The organism is Streptomyces sp. UNOC14_S4 (genome assembly GCF_020740835.1).
Lineage (GTDB): Bacteria > Actinomycetota > Actinomycetes > Streptomycetales > Streptomycetaceae > Streptomyces.
This window is the reverse complement of the sequence record NZ_JAINFC010000106.1, coordinates 1-18,141: the sequence shown is the minus strand read 5'-3', so window position 1 is coordinate 18,141 and position 18,141 is coordinate 1. Positions and strand designations below refer to the sequence as shown.

At 73.1% G+C, this 18,141-nt stretch carries 15 protein-coding genes; 9 read left to right on the top strand and 6 right to left on the bottom strand.

Features of this window, described 5'->3' with window-relative positions; all coding sequences use genetic code 11:
- Positions 1 to 344 precede the first annotated feature (344 nt).
- Positions 345 to 1,190: a hypothetical protein gene (locus K6I34_RS12640; RefSeq protein ID WP_229325359.1), complete on the top strand. Its 846-nt coding sequence runs from the start codon at positions 345 to 347 to the stop codon at positions 1,188 to 1,190.
- Here K6I34_RS12640 and K6I34_RS12635 read toward each other — a convergent pair.
- Together K6I34_RS12635 and K6I34_RS38065 are read right to left on the bottom strand one after the other, a co-directional pair.
- Positions 1,174 to 2,868, bottom strand: coding sequence for a hydrogenase maturation protein (locus K6I34_RS12635; RefSeq protein ID WP_229325357.1), 1,695 nt, complete (start codon positions 2,866 to 2,868; stop codon positions 1,174 to 1,176). The two genes, K6I34_RS12640 and K6I34_RS12635, sit on opposite strands and share 17 nt — an antisense overlap.
- 614 nt (positions 2,869 to 3,482) lie before the next feature.
- Entirely contained in the window at positions 3,483 to 5,333 is a 1,851-nt protein-coding gene (locus K6I34_RS38065) for an acyl-CoA dehydrogenase (RefSeq protein WP_229325355.1), read from the bottom strand.
- A gap of 195 nt (positions 5,334 to 5,528) precedes the next feature.
- Here K6I34_RS38065 and K6I34_RS12625 point away from each other — a divergent pair, with 195 nt between their 5' ends.
- Together K6I34_RS12625 and K6I34_RS12620 are read left to right on the top strand one after the other, a co-directional pair.
- Positions 5,529 to 6,656, top strand: a complete 1,128-nt coding sequence (locus K6I34_RS12625) for a uroporphyrinogen-III synthase (protein WP_229325353.1) — start codon at positions 5,529 to 5,531, stop codon at positions 6,654 to 6,656.
- Positions 6,657 to 6,693: 37 nt separating this feature from the next.
- Positions 6,694 to 7,170 (top strand): hypothetical protein, encoded by a 477-nt coding sequence (locus K6I34_RS12620; protein WP_229325351.1) that lies wholly within the window; start codon positions 6,694 to 6,696, stop codon positions 7,168 to 7,170.
- An 83-nt stretch (positions 7,171 to 7,253) separates the two neighbouring features.
- On the opposite strand, the gene K6I34_RS12615 is transcribed toward K6I34_RS12620, so the two are convergent.
- The 3 genes from K6I34_RS12615 to K6I34_RS12605 are packed head-to-tail and all read right to left on the bottom strand — an operon-like array spanning position 7,254 to position 9,225.
- Positions 7,254 to 7,934, bottom strand: coding sequence for an energy-coupling factor ABC transporter ATP-binding protein (locus K6I34_RS12615; protein WP_229325349.1), 681 nt, complete (start codon positions 7,932 to 7,934; stop codon positions 7,254 to 7,256).
- Complete coding sequence (locus K6I34_RS12610) at positions 7,931 to 8,503, bottom strand: biotin transporter BioY (protein WP_229325348.1); 573 nt, start codon at positions 8,501 to 8,503, stop codon at positions 7,931 to 7,933. Before K6I34_RS12610 ends, K6I34_RS12615 begins: the two co-directional genes overlap by 4 nt.
- Positions 8,504 to 8,550: 47 nt before the next feature.
- Positions 8,551 to 9,225, bottom strand: coding sequence for an energy-coupling factor transporter transmembrane protein EcfT (locus K6I34_RS12605; RefSeq protein ID WP_229325346.1), 675 nt, complete (start codon positions 9,223 to 9,225; stop codon positions 8,551 to 8,553).
- Between the two features lie 446 nt (positions 9,226 to 9,671).
- Here K6I34_RS12605 and K6I34_RS12600 point away from each other — a divergent pair, with 446 nt between their 5' ends.
- The 5 genes from K6I34_RS12600 to K6I34_RS12580 all read left to right on the top strand — a co-directional run bounded on the left by K6I34_RS12600 (position 9,672) and on the right by K6I34_RS12580 (position 14,159).
- Positions 9,672 to 10,319, top strand: a complete 648-nt coding sequence (locus tag K6I34_RS12600) for a hypothetical protein (RefSeq protein WP_229325343.1) — start codon at positions 9,672 to 9,674, stop codon at positions 10,317 to 10,319.
- 73 nt (positions 10,320 to 10,392) lie between these two features.
- Entirely contained in the window at positions 10,393 to 10,848 is a 456-nt protein-coding gene (locus K6I34_RS12595) for a MarR family winged helix-turn-helix transcriptional regulator (RefSeq protein WP_229325341.1), read from the top strand.
- Positions 10,845 to 11,738 carry an ABC transporter ATP-binding protein gene (locus tag K6I34_RS12590; protein WP_229325339.1) on the top strand — a complete coding sequence of 298 codons (894 nt, stop codon included), beginning with the start codon at positions 10,845 to 10,847 and terminating at the stop codon, positions 11,736 to 11,738. The genes K6I34_RS12595 and K6I34_RS12590 overlap by 4 nt, the downstream gene beginning before the upstream one ends.
- A complete protein-coding gene (locus K6I34_RS12585) occupies positions 11,698 to 12,558 on the top strand; it encodes an ABC transporter permease (RefSeq protein ID WP_229325337.1) in 861 nt (286 codons plus the stop codon). Before K6I34_RS12590 ends, K6I34_RS12585 begins: the two co-directional genes overlap by 41 nt.
- A gap of 107 nt (positions 12,559 to 12,665) precedes the next feature.
- A complete protein-coding gene (locus tag K6I34_RS12580; protein WP_229325335.1) occupies positions 12,666 to 14,159 on the top strand; it encodes an SMI1/KNR4 family protein in 1,494 nt (497 codons plus the stop codon).
- Here K6I34_RS12580 and K6I34_RS12575 read toward each other — a convergent pair.
- Positions 14,059 to 15,864, bottom strand: a complete 1,806-nt coding sequence (locus K6I34_RS12575; protein ID WP_229325333.1) for an FAD-dependent oxidoreductase — start codon at positions 15,862 to 15,864, stop codon at positions 14,059 to 14,061. The two genes, K6I34_RS12580 and K6I34_RS12575, sit on opposite strands and share 101 nt — an antisense overlap.
- A gap of 290 nt (positions 15,865 to 16,154) precedes the next feature.
- Between K6I34_RS12575 and K6I34_RS12570 the strand changes: the two genes are divergently transcribed.
- Positions 16,155 to 18,141: AAA family ATPase (locus tag K6I34_RS12570; protein ID WP_229325361.1), on the top strand; the 1,987-nt coding region annotated here is incomplete at its 3' end.

The following is an 18,141-nucleotide window of genomic DNA, read 5'->3' as shown; positions in this document are numbered from 1 at the left end:
GGGTGGGAGCGTGTGGCCCGGGCTCTTGTGCGGTCCGGACCAAGCGATGGGAATGTGCATGATAATCGCCTAAGTGTCAAGGGTCACTGCCGCCCCGCGAACCCGTACCGCACCCCGGCACGCGCGTGCGTCCGCGCCGGGGTGGTGCGGGCCGCCAGGCCCATGCGCCTGCCCGGGCGCCGGTGCCTGCTTCGGCAAGCCCCGGCGTACGCCCGCCCGTTCACTCGTACGAGAGCCCGCCGCAGGCGCGGGGCCTGCGGTTTCGGCCGTATTCTGGAAAGCCGTCGAGATCCTTCCGCGTGCCACCCTTCGGTACCACTGGTACCGCCCTCTGGAGGCCACCGATGTCAGCAGAGACGGACCTCACTGCGGCGAGCTCGGACTGGGGAAAGACCGACTTCGGCGAAATCTACGACTGCCCCGACCCCAGTACGTACTTCACGACCCTTCAGCCTCTCGGCTATCAGATTCCCCACCACGGGCAGGCCGTCTTCCGGACGCTGACGGAGGCTCTGCGCACCCGGAGGCCCGAGCGCGTGTCCCCGGCCGTGGTCGACCTCTGCTGCTCGTACGGGATCAACGCCGCGCTGCTCAACCACGAGGTCACCCTCGACGACCTCTACGCCCGCTACACCGCCCCGCGCGCCGCGGCCGAGGACCGTGCCTTCTTCGCCGCCCGGCGCAGGGCCGACGCCGCGCGTGTGACCGGCATCGACGTGGCGGCCAGGGCCGTGGCGTACGCCGACGCGGCGGGCCTGCTCGACCGGGCCTTCGCGGAGAACCTCGAGACCGGCGACCCCAGCCCGGACCTGCGCGCGGCACTCGCGGCCACCGACCTCGTCACCGTCACCGGCGGCATCGGCTACATCTTCACCCGCACCTTCGCCAGGCTCCTCACGTGCACGGCCCACCCGCCGTGGGTCGCCGCCTTCGTGCTGCGCACGGTGCCGTACGGGCCGGTCGCCGACGTGCTCGCGGAGGCGGGCCTGGTCACGGAGCGGCTCCCGGGCCGCACCTTCCGGCAGCGCCGCTTCAGCGACGCCACGGAGCGGCACGCCGCGTTCGACGCTCTCGCCGAACAGGGGCTCGGCACGGCGGGCAAGGAGGACGACGGCTACTACCACGCCGACCTCTACGTCTCCCGGCCCCCCGCCGACATCACCGAACTGCCGCTCACCGACCTGCTGTGACGGGCACTTCGGCCGTCCTCGGGGACTCCCTCCGGACGAAGGCCCGCCGTCTGGTGTGGTAGAGGGCGCCGCGGTCGAAGAAGACGGCGCGCATCCGCGACAGCTCCTCCTCCCGGTGGGTCGCCAGCGGCCGCCGCGACTCGTCCCGCTCCCGCTCCGCCCGCTTCGAGGCGACCCGCACCCCGAGGTCGGATGCCACGGTCAGCTCCCCGGCCAGCTCGGTGACGCGCGCCGCGAACTCCCCGGGCGTGGCCGTCACCAGCTTGTCGACCAGCCCCATGCGCCGCCCGGCCGCCGCGCTGACGGGCGCGGCCTCCTCCATCAGCCGCTCCGCCGCCTCCGCGCCGACGCGGCGCGGCAGCGAGTACGTCCAGTACTCCGAGCCGTACAGCCCCATCAGCCGGTAGCGCGGATGGAGCACCACCCCGCTCCTGCACCACACCTCGTCGGCCGCCAGGGCCAGCATCACGCCGCCCGCGGAGGCGTTGCCGCCCAGCGCCGAGACGACCAGCCGGTCGGTGGTCGTGAGCACGGCGTGCACCAGGTCGTCGAGCGCGTTGACGTTGGCCCAGGACTCCTCGGCGGGATCGGCGGCGGCCTCGATGACGTTGAGGTGGATGCCGTGCGAGAAGAAGCCCCGGCCGCCGCCCAGGACCAGCACCGAAACCGGCCGGGAACGGGCGTAGCGGTACGCGGCGAGCAGCCGCCTGCACTGCGTCGTGCTCATCCCGCCCCCGGGGAAGGAGAACCACAGGAACCCGGCTCCCCCCTCCTCGCTGTAGCGGATGTCGGTCCAGGTCCTGCGGTGTCCGCCGAGCGCGAGCGGCGCGGGCATCTCCCTCAGGTCCGGCAGCAGTTCGCCCAGCGCCAGCGTGGCGGGCAGCTTGATGCCCGGCGGCTCCCCGGGCAGGCGGCGGCGCCGGAGCCGCGGGATCCACACCGCGCCGTCGCGTGTGGCCCGGCAGACGGCACCCGCGCGCGTGGCCACCAGCTCGCCCGGAGGGCCCGTCATCCGGTCCTCGAAGTGGCCGCCGTGCAGGTACCACTCCCGTCCGCACAGCGTGTCCAGCACGCCGGGGTGCGAGTCGGCGGTGCGCAGCTTGCCCAGCACCGTCTCGGTGTCGTCCTCCTGCCAGTCGATGCGCCGCAGCCCCTGGGCGAAGTACGGGCGCTCCCGCACGGCCGCGCCCTCCGCGCCGTCCTGCCGCACCGGCACATACGTGCCGGACGTAAAGCGATCCACGGCCAGCAGCACCGCCGTGAGGGCCGCGTCCGCGATCTCGTTGCGGTACAGGTCGCTCTTGGCCACCACCGGTACGGGACAGGGGACCGAGGCCCACACGTCCCCGCCGTCCACCACGTCGGTCGCCTGGAAGACCGTGACGCCCCACTCCCGCGCCCCTTCGTGCACCGCCCAGTCGAGCGCCGACGGGCCCCGGTCGCCCATCGGCCCGGGGCGCACGATCAGGCAGGGGTATGCCGACCACACCTCGCGCGGGAGGAACGCGGTGAGCATCGGAGCCAGGATCAGGTCGGGGGAGTGGCGGGCCACGACGGCGGCCGGATCGCCGCCGCGCGGCACCCGCTCCACCGCCACCCTGTGGCCGTGGTCACCGAGCTCGGCGTAGACGCGCTGCGTGAGGCTGTTGAGCGTGTCGGCGAGCAGCAGGACGTTCATGGCGGCCTCCGGACAGGTCTCTCGTCGGGCCGAACGGGACAAGTGACACAAGATGAAAAACGTACAGACGGACCGATCTTGACGCGTACGCGCCTTGCGGCCCCCGAGGCGCGCCAGGGATGTCACCCGGACGACGGCCTTCCGTACGCCGCCGGAAAAATCGTTCGAGGTCCGGAGGGGTCCAGCCTCTCGCCCGCCAGCACGTCCGGAGCGCTGGCCGCACCCGCGTGGTCCCGGGCGGAGACCACGGAGCAGGACGCGCTGAGCGCCACCCTCGCCCGCCTCCTGACGCGTTTCCGCAGCCTGGAACCGCTCTGCGTCGAACGCGGCGGCCGGCACGCGCATGGTGCTCGCCGCGCACAACGCCCGCATCCAGCGGACCCCGGTCTCCTTCGACGGCCGTCTCACCGGCCTGCCCTGGCCGGTCGTGCCCACCGGGGTGCGTCTGCGCTCCACGCGCGGCTGCGGGCCGGTGGGCCCGGGTACGCCTACTGGGGTGCCTCTTGCGCTCGGTGCGCGGCTGTGGGTCCGTTGTGGCTGGGCGCGCAGTTCCCCGCGCCCCTTACGGGCGCCGCCCTGGCGTAGTAGCGGGGGCTTCGCCCCTGCGCCCCTGGTCAGTTCAGGGCCGGCAGACCTCCCGAGGGGGTCTGCCACGGTCCCTCCGGGTCGTCGAACGCGTCGACGTACCCCGCGTTGGCCAGAGGGATCGACCCCAGGATCTCCTCCGGTACGGCGAACGCCTCGACCAGCGTCGTCATGTGGGGTGCCAGGGAAGCGGTCAGGTTGTCCATCGCGTCCGGCAGTTGCCAGACCTGGTCCGCCGTCATGCGGCCGTCCACCAGGAGGCTCCCCGTGTGCCGTTCGACCTGACCGAGCAGGAACAGCCGGCACAGGTCGTGCAGCAGACGCCGGGCCTCCGGGTGGGCCGCGCGGGCCACCGCCGCGAGGAAGGCGTCGGCGGCCTGGACGGCCGCGTGGGCCGAGACCGCCTCCAGGGCCGGGTTGACCGCCGCGTTCCAGCGGCTGAGCGAGTCGGGGTGCGGGCCCCGGCGCAGCCGCGTACGGGCCCGGCGGTGCCAGGCGCTCTCCACCGCCGCCAGCAGGTCCCGCAGATGGCCGCAGTCGTCGAGGGACGGCGCCCCGGTGCCCCGGAGCCCGTCCGAGCGGGGGTCGAAGACCAGCTCGGCCGCCGCCTTGACCCAGACCGCCAGGTTGTCGCCCTCGGAGGTGATCGCCCCCTCGACGCTCAGCAGGAAGTCCGCGATGCCGTTCACGGGGAACAGCCCCTGCGCCCCGCAGCGTTCACGGCACTCGACGACGATGTCCCTCGCCTGCCAGGTGATCCACGCCTTGGAGAGCGCGACGAGCCGCTCGGCGCGCTCCCGCCGCGGCGGCTCGTGCTCCGCCCACTGCCGCAGCGTCTCGCGGTGGAGGAACGTCATCGCGTACGCCGTGGCCAGACAGTTCAGCAGCCGTGCGTGGTGACTGCGGTGTGCCGCCAGCGGAACCCGTTCGTCCGGGCGTGGGCCGGAAATGGTGCGGTGGTGGGCGTAGCGCACGGCCACGGCCAGCGCGGTCCTGGCACCGCCCAGCCCGGACGCGGACATGCAGAGCCGGCCGGTCGTCACCCGTCCGATGGCCTGCAGGAAGCGCCTCCGTCTGCTCCCCGCCCTGCCGGTGAGCAGGCCCTCGGGCGTGAGGCCGCCGTGCTCGCCCGCGAGCAGCGCCGACCAGGGCAGGCGCACCCGGTCGAAGGACGTCAGACAGTGGTCGACCGGGCTGCCCGCGCGCTCCGGCAGCGTACGGATACGGATGCCGGGCAGCGGGCCGTCCACGTCGGTGAGCGGGGTCAGGAAGAGGAAGACGCCGTGGTCCTCGCCGTCCACCATGAGCCTGGCCGCGACCACCGCGCTCTTCGGCCCCCCGGCGGCGCTGGTGTTCGGCATGAACTTCTGCGCACCGGCCGCGGGCGTGTGCAGGACGAACCCGCCCGCCCGCCGGTCGAACGTCGCCGTCGTGCGCAGCGCGCCCGCGTCGTTGCCGTGCTCCAACTCGGTGCACAGGAAGGTGCCGGTGCGGCGCAGCGCGACGAAGTCGGCGGTGTCGTGCCGCTCCACGGCCCGGTGGTCGAGGAGGCTGCCCAGGAAGAGGTTGTAGTGGATACCCGCCACGGTCGTCAGCGAGCTGTCGACGACCGCCGTCCACTCGTGCATGCCCGCCAGCCGGTACGGATCGGCCGCCAGCGCCAGCGGGTCGTCCACCGAGGCGTTGAGCAGGGCGAGCCGGTCGTACGCGAGGTGCACCCGCTGCGCGGACGAGAGCCCCACCCGGTAGCGGAAGGCGTCCGACGCGACGAGCCTGCGCCACGGCTCGTGGACCCGCGCGGCGTCGTGGTCGAAGAGGATCTGCGAAAGGGCACCGGCCGTGCTGAGCGGGCCGGTCGGACATAAGGCGGTAGTGATCACATGCTCACCACTATCAGGAACGCGGATCTTCACATACCCCGGCCCCCGTAAGACCGCCGCCCAAGGGCACGGCATGTGTGTCGAGTTGGTGCCGTCCGGCCGGGCCTCGCACTCGTAACAAGCGGAAACGGCCACGCACCACCGGCATGACACTCCCGCAACCCACCGGAAACACCCTGGAGGCAGCCTGCGTCCATGGGCACAACCACCACCGGACCGGGACCGCTGACAGGTTTCACCGTCGGCGTGACGGCCGCGCGCCGCCGCGAGGAACTTGTCGCTCTCCTGCGCCGCCGCGGCGCCCGCACCCTCGAAGCCCCCACGCTCAGCATCGTCCCCCTCGACGACGACACCGCGCTGCGCGCCGCCACCGAACGCTGTCTGGAGGCGCCCCTGGACTACGTCGTCGCCACCACCGGAGTGGGCTGGCGCGGCTGGATGTGCGCCGCCGAAGGGTGGGGCCAGGGGGCCGCGCTCGTCGGCGTCTGCCGGGCCGCCGCCGTCATCGGCCGCGGGCCGAAGGCCGTCGGGGCGGTACGGGCCAGCGGCCTCGACGAGGCATACTCCCCGCCCAGCGAGGCCAACCGGGACCTCCTCGGCTGGCTGCTGGCCCACGACCTCCACGGCCGTCGCGTCGCGGTCCAGGAACACGGCGCGCCCCTCGACTCCTTCACCGCCGCCCTGCGGGAACGGGGAGCCGACGTCATCGAGGTGCCCGTGTACCGCTGGGGACCCCCGGACGACCCGGACGCCGTGCGCAGGCTCGTCGAGACGACCGTACGCGGCGAACTCCATGCCCTCACCTTCACCAGCGCCCCCGCCGCCGTCGCCCTGCTGGAGGCCGCGGCCGCCGCCGGCCGTCGCGAGGACCTGCTCACGGCGATGCGCGGCACAGTCGCCGCGTTCTGCGTCGGCGAGCTCTGCGCCCAGCCGCTGCGCGAGGCGGGTGTGCCCGCCCACCACCCGGAACGGGGCAGGCTCGGCGCGCTCGTCCGAACCCTCACCGACCACTTGCAGCACCACGGCCGCCATCATCTGGCGGACTCCCGCGGCGGCCTGGTCCTCCAGGGCAACGCCCTGCTCGGCGCGGGCGACCCGGTGTGGCTGCCGCCCCTGCCCGCCGCCGTGCTGCGCGCCCTCGCCGAACGGCCCGGCAGGGTCCTCAGCCGCGCCGAACTCCTGCGCCGTGCCTGGCCCGGCGGCCGCCCCGACGAGCACGCCGTGGAGGTGTCGGTCGCACGCCTCCGCAAGGCGCTGGGCGTGCACGCGGACCTGGTACGGACCGTGCCGAAGCGGGGGTACCGGCTCGCCGACCGCTGTTAGTTTGTCGATCGTCAGTTCGTCGATCGAGAGGGTTCACGTGCGGAAGGCAGTGCAGTACACGGGGGCGGCGCTGATCGCCGCTGTGCTGATGACCGGCTGCGGCAGCGGTGGCGGCGGCAGCACGAGCGGCAAGAGCGACAAGGCGGACGCGGGGAAGGACACCGCCGGACCGCCCACGGCAACCGCCCGCCCGAGCAGCGGCCGCGGGCGCCTCGACGGTGTCTACGGCGCGCACGGCGACGACGGGGCGATCGGCCTGTCCGTCTACCAGGGCAAGGCCGTCGTCTACGCCAACAACGGGCAGCGCGTCTGCACCGGCACCGTGGCGGAGGAGGCGAAGCCGATGACGCTCGCGCTGACCTGCGCGGACGGCAACAAGGAGCGCTCCGCGGGCACGGTCGAACAGGCGGAGGGCACGACGCTCGTCGTCTCCTGGGGCGGAGGCAGGAAGGACACCTTCACCAGGACCGCCGACTCCGCGCCCCTCCCGGCACCCAAGAAACTCGGCGGCTGAGCCTGTCGCCCCGCCGCCCCGCCGTTCCACCGGGCCGCGTGAGCCCGGTCGCGGGGCCCGGTGCCGCGGTTCCCGCGCGGCCGCTACAGCGGCGGGTGCATCGCGACGTACGCGGCGATGCTCTCCTCGGCCGGGCCGTCCGCCACCACCCGGCCCTGGTCGAACACGATGACCCGGTCGAAGTCCGCCAGCAGGTCGAGGTCGTGCGAGACCACCACGACCTTCTGGCCGAGTTCGCGGACGAGCTTCCCGACGCGGCGCTTGTTCCGCAGGTCCAGCAGGGTCGTCGGCTCGTCGAACACCACGTAGCGGGGACCGGTCACCAGGACCGCGGCGATCGCCAGCAGCTGCTTCTGGCCACCGCTCAGCAGATGCGCCGGATGGTCGCGGAACTCGCTCAGCCCGTACTCCTCCAGCGCCTCCGTGACCCGGGCGCGGATCTCCTCCTTGCCCAGCCCGCGGCCCTTCAGCCCGAACGCGAGATCCTCGGCGACCGTGGGCATCACGATCTGGATGTCCGGGTCCTGGAAGACGAAGCCCACGCGGCGCCGGACCTCCTTGCCCCGGCGCCTGGTGTCGAGGCCGTCCACGCCGACGCGGCCCTCGGTGGGCACCAGCAGGCCGTTCAGCAGCCGGGCGAAGGTGCTCTTGCCCGAGCCGTTCGACCCGATGACGCCGACGCGGTCCTCCGTCAGCCGCAGGTCGACGTCCCGCAGCACCCGGCGCTCGCCGTACCGGTGGCCGACGCCCTCGATCTCGATCACGCGCGCTCGTCCCGGACCGCCCGCCGCCCGGGCGCGATCATCGGATAGGCCCGGCGCACGGTCACCGCCGCCAGCGAACCGATCACGACCTTGACCACGTCGCCCGGCAGGAAGACGACGGAGCCCGTGAAGGCCTTCGCGAGCGACAGGTGCGCGGCGACGGCCATCCACGGAATGCCGATGGCGTACAGCACCAACGCGCCGCCGACGAAGTTGCAGAACAGAGCCGTCACGTGGGTGTAGCGCCGCCACAGCCGCTCGGTCAGCAGGCCCGTGACGAACGCGCCCACGGGGTACGCGAGGACGAAGCCGCCGGTCGGCCCCATGATGACGCCCAGTCCGCCACGGCCGCCCGGCAGCACCGGCAGACCGATCACGACCAGGACGACGAACAGCAGGATCGCGAGCCCTCCCCGGCGCGCCCCGAGGATCGCGCCCGCCAGGATCACCCCGAGCGTCTGGGACGTGAACGGAGCGGGCACGAGCGGCAGCTCGATCAGCGGAAAGAAACCGAGCACCACCATGATCGCGGCGAACAGCGCGATCTGTGCCATGTCCTTCGTACGCAAGCCCGATCCCCCGGTCCGTCCCGAGCGACCTTCGCTCCGGCGGATCATCATAGAGTGCGGCCTTCCCGGGGCCTCCGGGCCTTCCCGGCTTCCCCTGCCTGCTCGGTCTTCTCCGGCGGCCTGGTGACGGTCCCGTCCACGCCTCGCGCGTCGAGCGCCTCGCCCAGCCCGTCCGCCAGCCGCAACGTCTTCACCAGCAGCGGGGCCAGGAACGCCGTACTCCGCTCCACCCCGCGCGCCCGCTGCGCGGCCCGCACCTGATCGGCCTGCTCCTTGATCACCGGGATGAACCGGATCGTCATGGCCACCAGCAGGCCGACCCGCTCCGGCCGCACCCCCAGCGGGGCCAGGGGCCGCAGCACCGTCTCGATCGCCGCGACCATCGCGGAGGTCCTGGTCGTCAGGGTCACCAGATTCGCCAGTGTCACCAGCACCAGCATGCGCTGCCCCACCAGGACCGCCGCCTCCCAGCCGCCGACCAGCCACTGGACGGCCGACAGTGCCACCGCGAACGGCACCACCGTCAGCACCTGCCGGGCCGCGATCCGCCAGGGCACGCGGGCGAGCGCGTAGCACAGCGCCACCCCGGCCATCGCGCCGCCGAGCACGGCGACGGAGCGTACGAAGAACAACGCCGTGCCCGCGGCGAACAGGACCAGCAGCTTCACCCCGGCGGGCACGGCGTGGACGGGCGACCGGCCCTCACGATGCAAGCTCAGCACCCGGGCATTCTGTCTCCCGCGGGCCGCCCGCACGCAGGCAGGGTCACGTCGGCTCCCGGAGCGGGCGCGCTGCGGCGCAACTCGTCGTAACTCAGGGACCGTTGACCGTCCTGGTCGTTGTCGAGGGCAAGGGCGGTGTGGTGTCGCGCGGTGGCGGCGTGTGCGAGGAACCCGGTGGCGACGGTCGTGGCACCAGCTCTCGCCAGTGGAGGCCCGGACGTTTTCCTCCCCGACAGGAGCCCGGTCATGTGCCTTCCGGTGGCCGGCCACGCTACGGCCCGCGGGGTACGTGACCTCGGGTCATCTCCGTCCGGCAGGGCCCGGCGGGGTCCGGCGCATCGAAACCGACGGGAAGGTATGGTTCCGGGCGGGGGTGGCCAAAAACTGTCCTGAACATGTCGGGTATGTTGGGGACGATCTTCTTATGAAGGGCACGGAGGGGGACCGTGAACGTGATCGAGGCCGCTCTGGCGCCCACGACCGCCGTCGCCGCGGGGAGGGGGGCGACCGCGAGGGCCGAATGCGGGCTGCGGCACCGTCGGCGCACCAGCGTCAAGTGGGCCGTCGCCGTCCCGGGGCTGGCCACCCTCGGGGGGTGGTGCGCCCAGTACCCGAACGGCCTCTGGTTCACCATCCCCCTCGGCTTCGCCACCGTCGGCGCCGCGGCCGGGGTGGCGGGCGGCGAGTGGCGCCGGCCGGGCGCCGCGACCGTCACCTGCCTGTCGGCCTTCGGCCTGCTCCTCTTCGCGGGCCCCGCGCTCCACGACCTGTACGCGAAGGAGCTCGGCGACCCCGTCGACGCCGTGGTCGCCCGGGCCGGTGCGCACCGGAACGCCAAGGGCACAGAACGGGCCACCTGCACCGTGATCGACACGTCCGGCGCCGTCCACCGGCTGTCCGAGCAGCAGAACTGCATGGGACAGTTCCGGCCACTCCAGCAGGTGACCCTGCTGCGGGACCCGGCGGGCCTCCTCGGCCCGTACGTCGTCGAACCCGGCGACCGCACACCCGACACCGCCGGTCTCGACGTCTCCGCCGGGCTCTTCGCGCTGACCGGCACGAGCATGCTCACCGCGGGCCTCCGCCGCCGCTGACGCCACGGCTAGGGCGGTACGCCGGACCGGTACAGCCCTCCGAAAGCCTCTCACCCAGAGGTACGCTGAACGGGTGAGCGCAGACGGCCTCTCCGACGAGCTCGCCGGAGTGCTGAAGGGCATCCAGAGGCTGGCCAGGCGAAGCGTATGGGCCGGTCTGGCCGCCCCGCGCCTGCGCGGTGCCCAGGCCGAACTCCTGCGCGTGGTCGTGGAACGCCCCGGCATCGGGGTCTCCGCCGCCGCCAAAGAGCTCTATCTGGCGGCCAATTCCGTCAGCACTCTGGTGAACCAACTGGTCAGGGCCGGTCTGCTGCGTCGCGAGACCGACCCGCGCGACGGCCGCGCCGCCATGCTGCACCCGACCCCCGCATGTCTGGAGAGGCTGCGGGACCTCGACGCCCGGCGCGGCGCCCTCTTCCGCGACCGGCTCGCGACGCTCACCCCCGCGGACCGGGCCGCCCTCGCCGCGGCGCTGCCCGCCCTCAGACGGCTCGCGGAGTCCCTCCGCACCACCGGGGAGGCACCATGACCGCACCCCTGCAACCGCAACCGCCGGAATCCATACCGGAAGCGGCCGTTCGCTGCCGCGGACTGCGCTACGCCTTCGGAACCGTCACCGCGGTCGACGGGCTGGACCTGTCCGTCACCCCGGGAGAGGTCTTCGGCCTCCTCGGCCCCAACGGAGCGGGCAAGACGACCACGATGCGGACCATCACCACGCTGCTGCCCGTACCGCCCGGCGTCATCGAGGTCTTCGGACACGACGCGGCCCGGCAGCGGATGGCCGTACGGCGCCTGCTCGGCTACGTGCCGCAGCAACTGTCCGCCGACGGAGGACTGACCGGGCGGGAGAACGTCGCGCTCTTCGCCCGCGTCTTCGACTCGCCCCGCCGGGAACGCGCGGACCGCGTCGCGCAGGCGCTGGAGGCGGTCGGGCTCGCCGACGTCGCCGACCGGCTCGTGAGCACGTACTCGGGCGGCATGGTGCGCAGGCTGGAGCTCGCGCAGGCCCTGGTCAGTGCGCCCCGGCTGATGATCCTGGACGAGCCGACCGTCGGCCTCGACCCGATCGCCCGGGACAGCGTGTGGGACCGCATCAACCGCATACGGGCGGGCACCGGCATGACCGTGCTGGTCACGACCCACTCCATGGAGGAGGCCGACCGGCGCTGCGATCGCGTGGCGCTGATGCACCAGGGCCGCATCCGGGCCCTGGGCACCCCCGACGAACTGAAGGGCGCCCTGGTCGCCCACCGCCGCGAAGCCGACGGCGAGAGCGCCGAAGCCGCCCCGCCGACTCTGGAGGACGTGTTCCGGCACGTCGCGGGCAGCGGGCTGACCGGGCCGGGCGCCGACGAGGAGCGAGGGGAGTTCCGCGATGTCCGCCGTACCCGCCGCACCGCGTCCCGCGTCGGCTGACGCCGTGTCGGCCGAGACCGCGTTCCCCCTGCTGCTGACGCCGCCGCGCCCACGCGGGGGCTGGCGGGTGATCCCCGCCCGCACCTGGGCGATGTGCGCCGTCGAGCTGCAGAAGCTGCGGCACGACCGCACCGAGCTCTACACCCGCGCCGTGCAGCCCGCGCTCTGGCTGCTGATCTTCGGTGAGACCTTCACCCGGATCCACGCCATCCCGACGGACGTCCCCTACCTCGACTACCTCGCGCCCGGGATCATCGCGCAGTCCGCGATGTTCATCGCCATCTTCTACGGCATCATGATCATCTGGGAGCGGGACTCCGGGGTGCTGACCAAACTCCTGGTGACCCCCACGCCCCGGACCGCCCTGGTCACGGGCAAGGCCTTCGCCGCCGGGGTCAAGGCGGTGATCCAGGCCGTGGTCGTCGTCGCGCTCGCGGCCGTGCTGGGCGTGGCCCTCACCTGGAACCCCCTCAAGCTCCTCGGCGTCGTGGCGGCCGTCCTGCTCGGCTCGGCCTTCTTCTCCTGCCTGTCCATGTCGATCGCCGGCATCGTCCTCACCCGCGACCGCCTGATGGGCATCGGCCAGGCCATCACCATGCCGCTCTTCTTCGGCTCCAACGCGCTCTACCCCGTCTCGGTCATGCCGGGCTGGCTCAAGGCCGTGAGCGCGGCGAACCCCCTCAGCTACGAGGTCGACGCCCTCCGCGGCCTCCTCATCTCCACCCCGGCACACCTGGCCACGGACTTCGCCGTCCTGACCGTCGCGACCGTACTCGGCATCGCGGCGGCGGCGTCACTGCTGGGACGGCTGGCCCGGTGACGGCCGGTCGGGGCCGGGGGCGCCCAGGCCTGCTCGACCGGCAGCCCGGCCGCATCGGGACCTCCCGCCACCCGTCTCGTGTCAGTGGTGTCGCGTACGGTCCGGGCATGGTTGATCAGAGGCCCCCCTTGCCATCGGTACGTGACTTCGCGACCTGGGAACCCGTGCTGCGGCTTCTGCTGGCCGGCGATACGGGGAGGTGTGCCGCCCGGTCCGTGCGCGTGGCGGGACGCATCGGTCGGCATGGCTGGAGTCTGGCCGTGCGGGGACGCATGTCATCGCCGGAGCGAGACGCTGTGGAGTGCATACAGAGGGCGCTCGCGCGCGCCGGAGTCGAGGAAGTGGCGTTCACGGCGGAGGTCCGGCCCGACGGCAGGACCGCACTCCGAGTCGTCTGGTCCAACCCGGCGGTGGAAGCCGCCATCGGCCGCCCGGGCCTGGGAGTGCTCGTCCTGGTCGACGGTTCCCTGCCCGAGCCCTGGCGCCGCCTTCCCGACCCCGTACCCGGGGCGGTGCCGGCGTCTTCGGTCGACCTGGAGTCGCTGGAACGGACGCTCCGCGAGCGGCTGCCCGACGCCATCGGTGCGACGGAGGAGGAGATCGCCGCGGCTGAAGCGCGCCTCGGCGTCACGCTGCCCGACGAGCTCAAGGTGCTCTACCGGGTGACTCGGGCCCGGTGGGAGGACCGGGGCGACGACTACGAGGCGGGAGACCGCGTCGCCGGGGTGGTCGGATACGACATCCTCGCCCTGGACGACCTGTACAGCGTCGACGCCGCGGGCCGTCACTCCCGCTGGGAGCTCTCGGCGACGAGGGCGGCCGTCACCCCGCCCGACGCCGCGGTGCAGGGCCTGGCCGGCTCGCCTGGATGGATCGTCTTCGGGACCAACGGCGGCGACGAGCTGGCGGTCGACCTGACGCCCGGCCCGTGCGGGCACACCGGGCAGATCATCCTGGTCGACCACGAACAGAGTATCGGTGCCGAACTCGTGGCCGACTCCCTCACCGACCTGGTGCTGAACCGGGTGAGGGAGGAGGGCCGTGACCGTTCCGGGGACCGGCTGCCGGTCGTGGCCAAGGTCGGCAGCCACGGCCTGCGGACCGTTCAGGCTGCCGCTCACCCCGCTTTGGAAGTCCTGTCCATCGGCGTGTGGGACGGCGCGCCGTTCAGCCTTGCCCCCGTCACCGGGCTGCCCCGCCTGCGTACTCTTACCGCCCGCCCCGGCACGCTCGCCGACCCTCTGGAGATCGCCCGGCTCACCGGACTGGAGTTCCTCGAGCTCGGCCCGCGGGAATGGCGCGTCCTCCTGGACGCCGGAGCCGTCCCACGTACCTTGTCGGCCGCCGCCGTCGCGGCGCATGACGACCAGGATCCCCTGCACGGCGTGGCCGTCGCCAACGAACTCCTGGCGCTCTGGGGCCGGCCCCGGATCATCGAGACCGTCCTCGAAGGGGAACTCATCCCCGCCACGACCGCCCTGACCGTGGGCGTGGAATCAGTCAGCGGCGTTCCGCGTCGAGAACGTGGGGCAGTCCGCGCCGCCAGCGGTCGCGGTCCACGGCCTTCGCCGCTGCGAACTCCGGTGCCTCGTATCCCTTGAACGTCGGCACCGGGCGGGCCTCCCCGGCGTCGGCCGCGGTGAGCAGGGCGGTGACGGCCCGGCGTGCGGCCTCGTTCGCGGTTTCCATCGAGGTGAAGTCGACGTTGCTGTGGGTGCGGACGTAGTCGGCGGCGAGGAAGAGGTTGGTGACGGCCGTGGTGGCTTCGGGGCGAAGGTCCCACGAACCGGTGGAGTTGAGCAGATAGGGATCGTCGTTGCGCAGCCCGTCGGGGGTTTCGGTGATGGCCTCGTCCAGGTGCCAGGACCGGATCGTGGTGTCGTCCAGCGCGTGTTCGCCGTTCTTGTCGAGGTGGGCCCGCATCTGGGCCCATACCTCGCGGGACACCTCGGCCCGGGTGCACCGGCGTGCGGGTCTGGCGTAGAGGATGCCCGGGGTGTCCCAGTCGGAGATCACCACGGAGAGCGACTCCTGTGCCCGGCCGTTGCCCCAGGTATCGGCGAACCGGGCGTGCCAGAGCCTGGACTGGCTGATGGAGACCAGTTTCCAGGGGGAGTCGATGTGCACGATGTGGCCTGGGACGGTGGAGGTGGGACGGTCCAGGAAGTACTGGATGCCGTTGGACCAGGTGTGCTGGAGCCGGTCCATGGCGGCCAGGCGGGGATCGGCCGCGCGCAGCGTGGGGTTCCACAGTGATACCGCACGGTCGGAGGGGACAGCGGCGACGAACCAGTCGGCGTCGATACGAGCGGTCGTGCCGTCGGGGGCGCGGGCGGCGGCAGCGGTGATCCGGCCGCCTCGCACGTCGAGTCGCTCGACCGACCAGCCGAAGGCGAAGCGGACGCCCAGGGAACGCAGGTGGGCGGTCCAGGGGTCGATCCATGCCTCGCTGGTGGGGCCGTTGAAGACGCGGTCGGCGGGGCCGTCGCTGCCGAGCCCCAGAAGGTCGTGGAGGATCGCCTCGGCGCCCTGCCCGACGGTGCGGGCACTGGCGGTGGTGGGTCTGAGCGCCTGGATGAGCTGGACGCCCCCGCCCCAGATCCGCTGGTAGTCGGGCGACATCCGGTCGGCCTGGATGTAGTGCCACCAGTCGATGTATTCCCACTGGCCGAACTGGCGCTCGGTGCAGCTGGTGAACAGCATCACGAATTGTTTGGCGAGGAAGAGGGTTTCCGTGAGCGGGAGGTGGAGGAGTTCGTCGAGGAGGCCGGCGACGGTGTTGACCAGCAGGCCCGTGTCGGCGAGATCGAGCCTTCGGAGATCGAGGGGCCCCGGCCTGATGGGTACCGGGGTGTTGACGCGGTTGCCGGAGCGGGCGAGCTCGATCCACTTCACGGGGGTGAGGTTGTCGAAGACGGTGCCGCCGCCCGGCAGGGGAATCCGCCGCAGGGTGTCGGGCAGATTGTGGTAGAAGCCGAACACGCCGCGATGCCCGTGCTCACCGGGCAGATCACGGCGGCCGCCGGTGCCGGTGTGCGGGACGTACAGGGAGCGGGCCTTGCCGCCGGGCACGGCGCGACGCTCGTGGACAGTCACCTCGAAGCCGCGCTCGGCCAGTTCATGAGCGCAGGTCAGACCCCCGACTCCGGCACCGAGCACCGCGACCCGGCGGCCTCGGGCGCCGCCGCGGCGTACGGGCCGCCGCCGCAGGGCCGGGGAACCGAACCCCGCCGTACCGGCCGCCGCGGCCCCGTAGCGCAGCACCTCGCGACGCGGGATTCCCGCTGCCCCAGGAGTTCCCACCATGTCCCCTTCCGCCCTCGGTTTTCCCGGGACGCTACGCGGTGACAGCCCGCGCCGGACGGGATTCGGATTCAACTCCACCGATCGAGGGGCCTGGGGCGGAACGGCGCTGTGGAGTGCCGCGATGATGGCGGTGGTCTGGTCCCCGAAGCACAGAAAACCCCGGCACGTATTGACGGCCGGGGTGTTTCCGCGCGTAATATGGAAAATTCCGTGCCCACGGCAACGGGGGTCACGGAGAAGCTTTATGGAGTCATCATATCCGGGCGGGAGTCGAATTGTCAAACGAGGAAATGCGGCGCGAGCAGGAATTCATCGGCCTGCTCCACGACCGCCTCGCCGAACTGCGTACGCAGGCCGAGGCGGCGGTCGCCGCGGCGCTGTCGCCTGCTGGGAACACCTTCCAGGCACGCCTGGAGCGCGACGTGCTCGTGGCGGAGCAGTCCGGCCTGCTCGCCGCCTTCAACGCCGGTGAGAACGGGCTCTGCTTCGGCCGCCTCGCGTTCCGCGACGGGCGTGACCACCACATCGGCCGCATCGGCATGCGCCGCGACGACGCCGACCGCACCCCCCTGATCGTCGACTGGCGTGCCGACGTCGCGCGCCCCTTCTACCTCGCCACCGGCCACACCCCGATGGGGCTGCGCCGCAGGCGTCACATCACCACCGAGGGCCGCCGGGTCACCGCGCTGCACGACGAGATCCTGGACCTCACGGACGGCGAACGCACCGGGCACGAGGGCGCCGACGCCGACGCCGTCCTGCTCGCGGCGCTGGACGCGGCGCGCACCGGCCGCATGCACGACATCGTGCAGACCATCCAGGCGGACCAGGACCGCATCATCCGCGCCCCGCACCAGGGCGTCCTCGTCGTCGAGGGCGGGCCGGGCACCGGCAAGACCGTGGTGGCGCTGCACCGCGCCGCCTTCCTGCTCTACGCGCACCGCGAGCAACTGGCCCGCCGCGCCGTGCTGATCGTCGGCCCCAACCCCGCCTTCCTCGGCTACATCGGCGAGGTGCTGCCCTCGCTCGGCGAGACCGGCGTCCTGCTCGCCACGCCCGCCGAGCTCTTCCCCGGCGTGACCGCGACCGGCACGGACACCCCCGAGGCCGCCGCGGTCAAGGGCGCCGCCACGATGGCCGAGGCCCTGGCCCGCTTCGTACGCGACCGGCAGACGCTCCCCGACCCCGCGATCGTCATCGACCACGAGGACGGCGAACTGCTGCTGGACGCGGCCATCGCGGAGCAGGCGCGGGACCAGGCGCGCGCCACGAACCTGCCGCACAACCTCGCCCGCCCGTACTTCGCGTTCCGCGTCATCGACGCGCTGACCGCGCAGCTCGCCGACCGTATCGGAGCCGACCCGTACGGCGGCCCGAACCTCCTCGGCCCGGACGACGTCGCCCAGCTCGGCAAGGCCGTCGCCGCCAGCCCCGGGGTGCGCGCCGCCATCGACGAGCTGTGGCCCGTCCTCACCCCGCAGGGGCTCGTCGCCGACTTCCTCGCCGAGCCCGTCCACCTGCCGGAGGACGCCGCGGCCGCCATCCGGCGCGAGGGCGGCGACTGGACGCCCGCGGACGTCCCGCTGCTGGACGAGGCCGCCGAACTCCTCGGCGAGGATGACTCGGCCGCCCGCGCCCTCGCCGAGGCGGAACGCCAGGAGCGCATCGCGTACGCGCAGGGCGTGCTCGACCTCTCCTACGGCTCCCGCACCCAGGAGTTCGAGGACCGCGAGGACGAGGACTCGGAGGTGCTGGCCGCCCACGACCTGGTCGACGCCGAGCGGCTCGCCGACCGGCACGAGGAGGCCGACCACCGCACCGCGGCCGAGCGCGCCGCGGCCGACCGCACCTGGGCGTTCGGCCACATCATCGTGGACGAGGCGCAGGAGCTGTCCGCCATGGCGTGGCGGCTGCTGATGCGCCGCTGCCCGACCCGCTCGATGACCCTCGTCGGCGACCCGGCGCAGACCGCGGAGCCCGGCGGCGTCGGCGCGTGGGGCACGATCCTCGCCCCGTACGTCGGCGACCGCTGGGAGCACGTCAGGCTCGGCGTCAACTACCGCACGCCCGCCGAGATCATGGAGGTCGCGGCGGAGGTGATCCGCTCCGCGGACCCCTCCTTCGCGCCGCCGAGCTCGGTCCGGTCCACGGGCGTCCACCCCTGGGCGCTCCGGGCGGACGACCTGCCGCGCGCGGTCGCCGACGCCGTCGCCCGGGAGTCCCGCGACGCGGGCCGGCTCGCGGTCGTCGCCCCGCGCGAGCCGGCCCGCGTCGCGG